This is a genomic window from Gilliamella sp. A7 (genome assembly GCF_002142015.1).
GTDB classification, from domain to species: domain Bacteria; phylum Pseudomonadota; class Gammaproteobacteria; order Enterobacterales; family Orbaceae; genus Gilliamella; species Gilliamella apis_A.
In genome coordinates this window covers 1-5,752 of record NZ_NASN01000079.1, presented here as the reverse complement: position 1 = coordinate 5,752, position 5,752 = coordinate 1, and the positions used below count along the sequence as shown (strand labels likewise).

General features: G+C 31.7%; 7 protein-coding genes and 3 tRNA genes. 4 read left to right on the top strand and 6 right to left on the bottom strand.

Annotated features, from left to right (window positions below):
- The first annotated feature begins 236 nt into the window (after positions 1-236).
- Positions 237-644, top strand: coding sequence for a protein YgfX (locus B6D18_RS11980; protein WP_158092590.1), 408 nt, complete (start codon positions 237-239; stop codon positions 642-644).
- Between the two features lie 36 nt (positions 645-680).
- Here the strand turns inward: B6D18_RS11980 and tusA are convergent, their stop codons facing one another.
- The 6 genes from tusA to B6D18_RS11950 all read right to left on the bottom strand — a co-directional run bounded on the left by tusA (position 681) and on the right by B6D18_RS11950 (position 4,964).
- Complete coding sequence (gene tusA / locus B6D18_RS11975) at positions 681-911, bottom strand: sulfurtransferase TusA (RefSeq protein ID WP_086364649.1); 231 nt, start codon at positions 909-911, stop codon at positions 681-683.
- Between the two features lie 26 nt (positions 912-937).
- Positions 938-1,744, bottom strand: coding sequence for a Cof-type HAD-IIB family hydrolase (locus B6D18_RS11970; RefSeq protein WP_086364648.1), 807 nt, complete (start codon positions 1,742-1,744; stop codon positions 938-940).
- Positions 1,745-1,860: 116 nt separating this feature from the next.
- Entirely contained in the window at positions 1,861-3,153 is a 1,293-nt protein-coding gene (locus B6D18_RS11965; RefSeq protein ID WP_086364647.1) for a secretin N-terminal domain-containing protein, read from the bottom strand.
- A 29-nt stretch (positions 3,154-3,182) separates the two neighbouring features.
- The gene (locus tag B6D18_RS11960) at positions 3,183-3,554 is read right to left on the bottom strand and encodes a hypothetical protein (protein ID WP_086364646.1); all 372 of its coding nucleotides are present in this window, start codon (positions 3,552-3,554) and stop codon (positions 3,183-3,185) included.
- The gene (locus tag B6D18_RS11955) at positions 3,551-4,024 is read right to left on the bottom strand and encodes a hypothetical protein (protein WP_086364645.1); all 474 of its coding nucleotides are present in this window, start codon (positions 4,022-4,024) and stop codon (positions 3,551-3,553) included. The genes B6D18_RS11960 and B6D18_RS11955 overlap by 4 nt, the downstream gene beginning before the upstream one ends.
- Positions 4,017-4,964, bottom strand: a complete 948-nt coding sequence (locus tag B6D18_RS11950; RefSeq protein ID WP_158092589.1) for a PilN domain-containing protein — start codon at positions 4,962-4,964, stop codon at positions 4,017-4,019. Before B6D18_RS11950 ends, B6D18_RS11955 begins: the two co-directional genes overlap by 8 nt.
- A gap of 201 nt (positions 4,965-5,165) precedes the next feature.
- Between B6D18_RS11950 and B6D18_RS11945 the strand changes: the two genes are divergently transcribed.
- From B6D18_RS11945 to B6D18_RS11935, 3 genes are all read left to right on the top strand, one after another.
- A tRNA-Val gene (locus B6D18_RS11945) sits at positions 5,166-5,241 on the top strand.
- A 35-nt stretch (positions 5,242-5,276) separates the two neighbouring features.
- A tRNA-Val gene (locus B6D18_RS11940) sits at positions 5,277-5,352 on the top strand.
- A 16-nt stretch (positions 5,353-5,368) separates the two neighbouring features.
- Positions 5,369-5,444: transfer RNA gene (locus B6D18_RS11935), tRNA-Lys, on the top strand.
- Positions 5,445-5,752: the final 308 nt, after the last annotated feature.

The following is a 5,752-nucleotide window of genomic DNA, read 5'->3' as shown; positions in this document are numbered from 1 at the left end:
GATTAAGGTTAATTTATTTTTTATATTTCGTTACTAATATGTTTAGTAATAAATTATTATAACCAATACTTTATAGAACAGCGACGAAATAGCTAATAAATTAACGATTTTAACCGTATTATTAGTAAATTATTCAAAAATATTGTGTATTATCTCACAATATTTTTATATTTTTAAATAAAACAGATAAAAACCATTAAATAATTGTACTTTACATCAAATAAAAGAATATCAATATGTGGAGCACAAAGCTTACTCGGTCTTTTTTACAATTATTAGTTTCTTGCTGTTTTTATTTAATTTTAATTATCATCTGTTTAATTCAATTTGCCGATACATCTCTAAATTGTTATACCTATATTTTAATTTTAGTTTTAATCATTGAATGGTGGCGTAGTATCAATTATTTCAAAACCATTAACGGTGAACTGGCATTATTTGAATATATACACCAAATTTATTGGCATAAACAACGTTGGCATTTAATGCGAAAACCACTTCTTTTACGTTATATGGTAATTTTAAATTTAAAATCATGTCGTGATGGGAAAAGAAGAGTACTGTTTTTGATGATCGATAATTTTGCGCCTAATGATTGGCGCACACTACATTACCATTTAAAACAAATTGATTTATCGAAATAATAAGGGAATTAATTAAAGATTATTTAGATCAATTTATTAATGTGACTTTTTAATCCAATATTCAAATGGTACTGATTCAATTTGCGCATTAACTAGTTGATGATCCATATGGCGACAGAAGCTAGGAATATCACGAGTTGTAGCCAAATCATCAGCAATAATATGTAGAATTTGACCAACAGTTAATTCTCTAATCGCTTTTCGAACTAACATAATGGGTTCTGGGCAACGCAGGCCCAGAGTATTAAGTTCTTTATCTACAATCATATTTATGGTTAATATAACTCTTCAAATTAAAGTAAAAGATTAGCTAGATAGTGAGGTACAGCATCATCAGCATTAGAGCCTATCACTTCAAGTTCTGGAAGTAATGACTTAAGTTCAGGACTCGCATCTTTCATGATACACCCCTTCCCAGCTATTTTTAACATTTCATAATCATTCATACCATCACCAAAGGCGATACTATCTTTAAGCTGATAACCTAAGCTTTCAACCACTAACTTTAATGCACTACCTTTAGTTACATTTTCCGCCATTACTTCAAGACAGTTTGCTGTAGAAAAAGCGATACTAACTTTTTTACCAAATTGTTGTTCAATTTTGTGTTTTAATTCGACTAAATGATGGTTATGTGCAACATCAGAAGTGGTAAAATAAATTTTGGCAATATCATCAGCAGCAAAATTACGCGGGTCGAAGAATTGATATTTAAATTGTGTATCAGTGAAAAAACTAAGCGAATATGCATCTGGTTTATTAATTAACCAATCATCACCACGATAAACATGCGTATAAATATATGGACTGTCTTGACAAATTTGTGCTAACTCACAGGCTATATTAGGCTCAAAGCTACGACTAAAAACTAAATTACCGCGGCTATCATGAACTCTAGCGCCATTTGAGGTTATCATAAAAGCATCGATTTCCATATTTTCGCGCATTTGGCCAACATCGATATGGTGTCGACCAGTAGCAAAGGCAAAGTGAATCCCCATTTGACGTAAAGCTTGAAGAATTTTTTTAGTAAATGGCGATAAGCTATGCTCAGTATTTAGCAAAGTGCCATCTAAATCAGAAGCGACAAAATGAAACATGATATTCTCAACTTTTATAATAAATTGTAATTTTAGTGACTATATTTTGCAGTGAGTTAATAGACTCAAAACAAAGTAACAAAATAAGATTGAGTATGATACAACTCCATGGCTATTTACTCAACTAATTGCGGAGTAATAAAGATAACTAATTCTCGTTTTTGTTGTTTTTTTGCTTTATTTTTAAAAGCATTACCGATAATCGGTACATTACTAATGCCTGGAACGCTATTTTTACTGGCATTATTAATTTGTTGGAAAATCCCACCTAATACCACTGTTTCGCCACTTTTAACTTTAACTTGTGTTCTAATTTCCTGAGTTTCGATTGCTAATGCTTCTCCTCCATCACGACGCTTTATTGAACGACCAGCCGTATTTTGGGTGATATATAAATCTAATATCATTTGATCGTTAGCAATAATTTTTGGGGTAACCTCTAAACCTAATACAGCTTGTTTAAATTCAATAGACGTAGCTCCATTACCGCCATTTGAAACTTCATAAGGAATTTCTGTACCTTGCTTTATTGAAGCCATATTTTGATTTGCTGTTAACAAATTCGGACTTGCTATAATTTCTAACTGGTTTTCTGATTCTAATGCCGAAAGTTCAAGATTTAACAAACTACCGGAAAGTTTTGCTAAATTGAAACCGACAGAAGATGCTGCATTGGTGACACCAAAGTCAACATCAAACTTACTTAATACTTGTGATGAGTGCCCCGTATATCCCCACTTTATACCTAACTCATCCATACTTTGCTTATTCATTGTGACAATATGAGCCGAAATATGTACTTGAGGAATTGGCTGATCCAAACTTTTAACTATTTTTTTAATGTTAGAAAATTGTTTAGATATATCATTAATAATTAACGAGTTAGTTCTCTTATCAATAATCGCTTTTCCTCGTTCGGATAATAATCCTTGTGATTGAATAGTTTCAACTAGATTACTAAGGTCAGCATGATTAACTGGAATAGTTAGTAAAGTTAGAGGCTCATTTAACTGCAGTTCTTTTTGTTCTAGTAATTTTTTTTGAAGCAACTCCTCTGGATCAACAGCTTTTGATATAAATAAGATATTATCGTCAATTTCAGCGCGTAAATTTGCAGAATTTAATACAACTGTTAATGCTTTTTGCCATGTAACATTTTGCAGTTTAATGGTTTGTTTGGTTGACAAATCATCGACCATAACTAAGTTCATCTGTTTATTGTCAGCAAGTGCTTGCAAAATTATGGCAATATCTGTTTGATAAAAATTTATAGAAATTAGATCGTCTGATTCAGCGCTTGTTAAAGTTTTAGGGGTTGCCCAACATGACATAGATAAAAGCATAAGCACAATAACAATATTTAAATATTTTTTTGCTAAACTTGTTAATATTTGGCTGATTTTAAACATTAATTATATCCTTAAACTAAAATAGTCACTTATTTTATTAATGGCATTGTCCATAAAACTTTATGATTACAATAGTTAGGTAAACTCGCTTGCCATAATAGTTTATCGTCTAATACAGCACTTATAGTCCATGGAAACAAAATATGCGGTACGGTATTATCAGTAATTGCTAACCAATCATTTTCAGAAAAAAGCCATAATTGTTGATAATGGTTATCTAAGCGTTGGATATAACCTTTAAATTGCCAAACTTGGATCTGTTTATTAAGAATACCTGTCTGCTCCTGACAACTAAAATTAATAGTTTGTAAAAAAGGATCCCTTGTTAGATGAATATCTGCATTAACATTAAAACAACAAATCATTAATAAAAAAGAATTAATAATAAGATAATGATTCATTTAATATCCCTTTTAATTAATATGACAAATTTAATTTGCAAATAAGTATCTTGCTTATCAATAGTAAAATTCTGAAAATTTAAATAATAAAAATTGTCATTTAACTCACTAATAAATTGCATAAAATTAATAAACTGCCCTCGTAGCTCAATATACCAATAACTTGATGAGTCATTTTTCTCATATTTAAAGGAAATTAAGTGCAATTGATTACGTTTAATTGCTTTAGCAAACTCAAGTTCTGTTAGTAAAGTTAACGTACTATTTTTAGCAGATTGATAACGTTCAATTTTTGATTGAAGTAATTTAATTGTCGTTTTCTTTTCTTCATATATTTTAATTTGCATATCAGTTTGTTGTTTTAGTTCTTGAATAAAAAACTGATAACAGATAAAAAACACAATTGAAGGTAGCAAACAGCTGATTAAGTATTGTTGCCAAATAGGTCTATAAAAAAAATTATTATTCATTTAATTCAATATCCAGTTGAAACAACAGACTGTCTCCACTATTTTCGATATTTTTTACTTGGCTACTATTTACCTCATGACTGGATAAAAGTTGCTGATTAAAATTAATAATATCGACATAATTAATACTTTGACCGGTAATTTTTATCTGTTGTGATTCATATTCATACAATCTTAACCAAATAGTCTCAGGTAGCATTCGTGCAAACATTTGTAGCGATTGTTGAATCTGTTTTTGACTTGGTGAAGGATTAGGAATAAAACTTGCTAATTGAGCAGACAACTGCTGTTCTAGCGCTTGTTGAGTTGATAACAGTTTCGAGTATTGAGTAAATTTAGTTTGGCTATCAAGTAAAAGATAAAAGAAAAAACAACTCAGTAAACCAATAAAGCTGACCGTGAAAAGTAGTAATTGAAATTGATGCTGCCTTGCTTTTTGCTGACGCCACGGTAAAAAATTAAATCTTATATTTTCAAACTTACTATTAATAGAAAGTAATCTTAAACCATATTTTTTGGATACATCTATCCAATAATTAATTGTTTCACTCGCACAAATAGCAATCATAATAGTTTTCTGGGGGCCAGCTAATGATACAAAATCGAAAAACAGATTGTTTGCCGGTAACTGAAATAGTTTATTAATTGTTGCTTTTACATATAAAGTTAATTCAGCTGAATTTAATTTCACCTCAGGATAAGCCGTTTTCTGAAACTGAACATAGCTTTGACTTAAATTCAAAACTATTGAAGTTAATCTTGGTTGCTGTTTTTTTAAAATTTGTATCAATTGCTCAATATCAGTTGAATTTTGATAAGGAATATCAGCTAAATTTTTATTGTGATCATGTTTGCTAAGCGCTTTAACAGTTATTACTTGATAACGCAATATTTCTGGTTCGATAGTAATAACAGCACATTTTTCATTAAAAACCATCATATGTACCTTAAATAAAGTTGCTTGGTGATATAAAAAAATCATAATCATAATTAGCTCGAAATAATCCAACAATATGCATATTTGCGAAGTATTATCCAAAAAACGTCTAAAATTAAACCGAACAGGGTTAATTTTAAGGAAAATTAAAAAAAAAGGTTGACTGAAATAAGACGTGCCTTATAATGCACATCCACACGGTAAGGGTGATTAGCTCAGTTGGGAGAGCACCTCCCTTACAAGGAGGGGGTCACTGGTTCGAACCCGGTATCACCCACCAATTCTTACCGTGATGTTTTAGAAATAAAACACTTGGGGTGATTAGCTCAGTTGGGAGAGCACCTCCCTTACAAGGAGGGGGTCACTGGTTCGAACCCGGTATCACCCACCACTTTTACTATCTTAATGGGTTGTTAGCTCAGTCGGTAGAGCAGCGGACTTTTAATCCGTTTGTCGAGCGTTCGAATCGCTCACGACCCACCACTTTTTTTCTCTTTCACCCATTCCATTACAGAGATAAATTACTTAGCGATGAGAACGCTAGCGTTCGACAAATTCGTCTGGAACGAATTTGAACAACACAAAGTGTTGGCCCTGAAAGGGTGAGGCACACGATGTGCCGAATAATCTAGCTCACGACCCACCACTTTTTTTATGTTTCCTTTATTCCATTACAGATAAATTACTTAGCGATGAAAACGCTAGCGTTCGGCAAATTCGTCCGGAACGAATTTGAACAACACAAAGTGTTGGCCCTGAAAGGGTGAGGCACACGATGTGCCGAATAATCT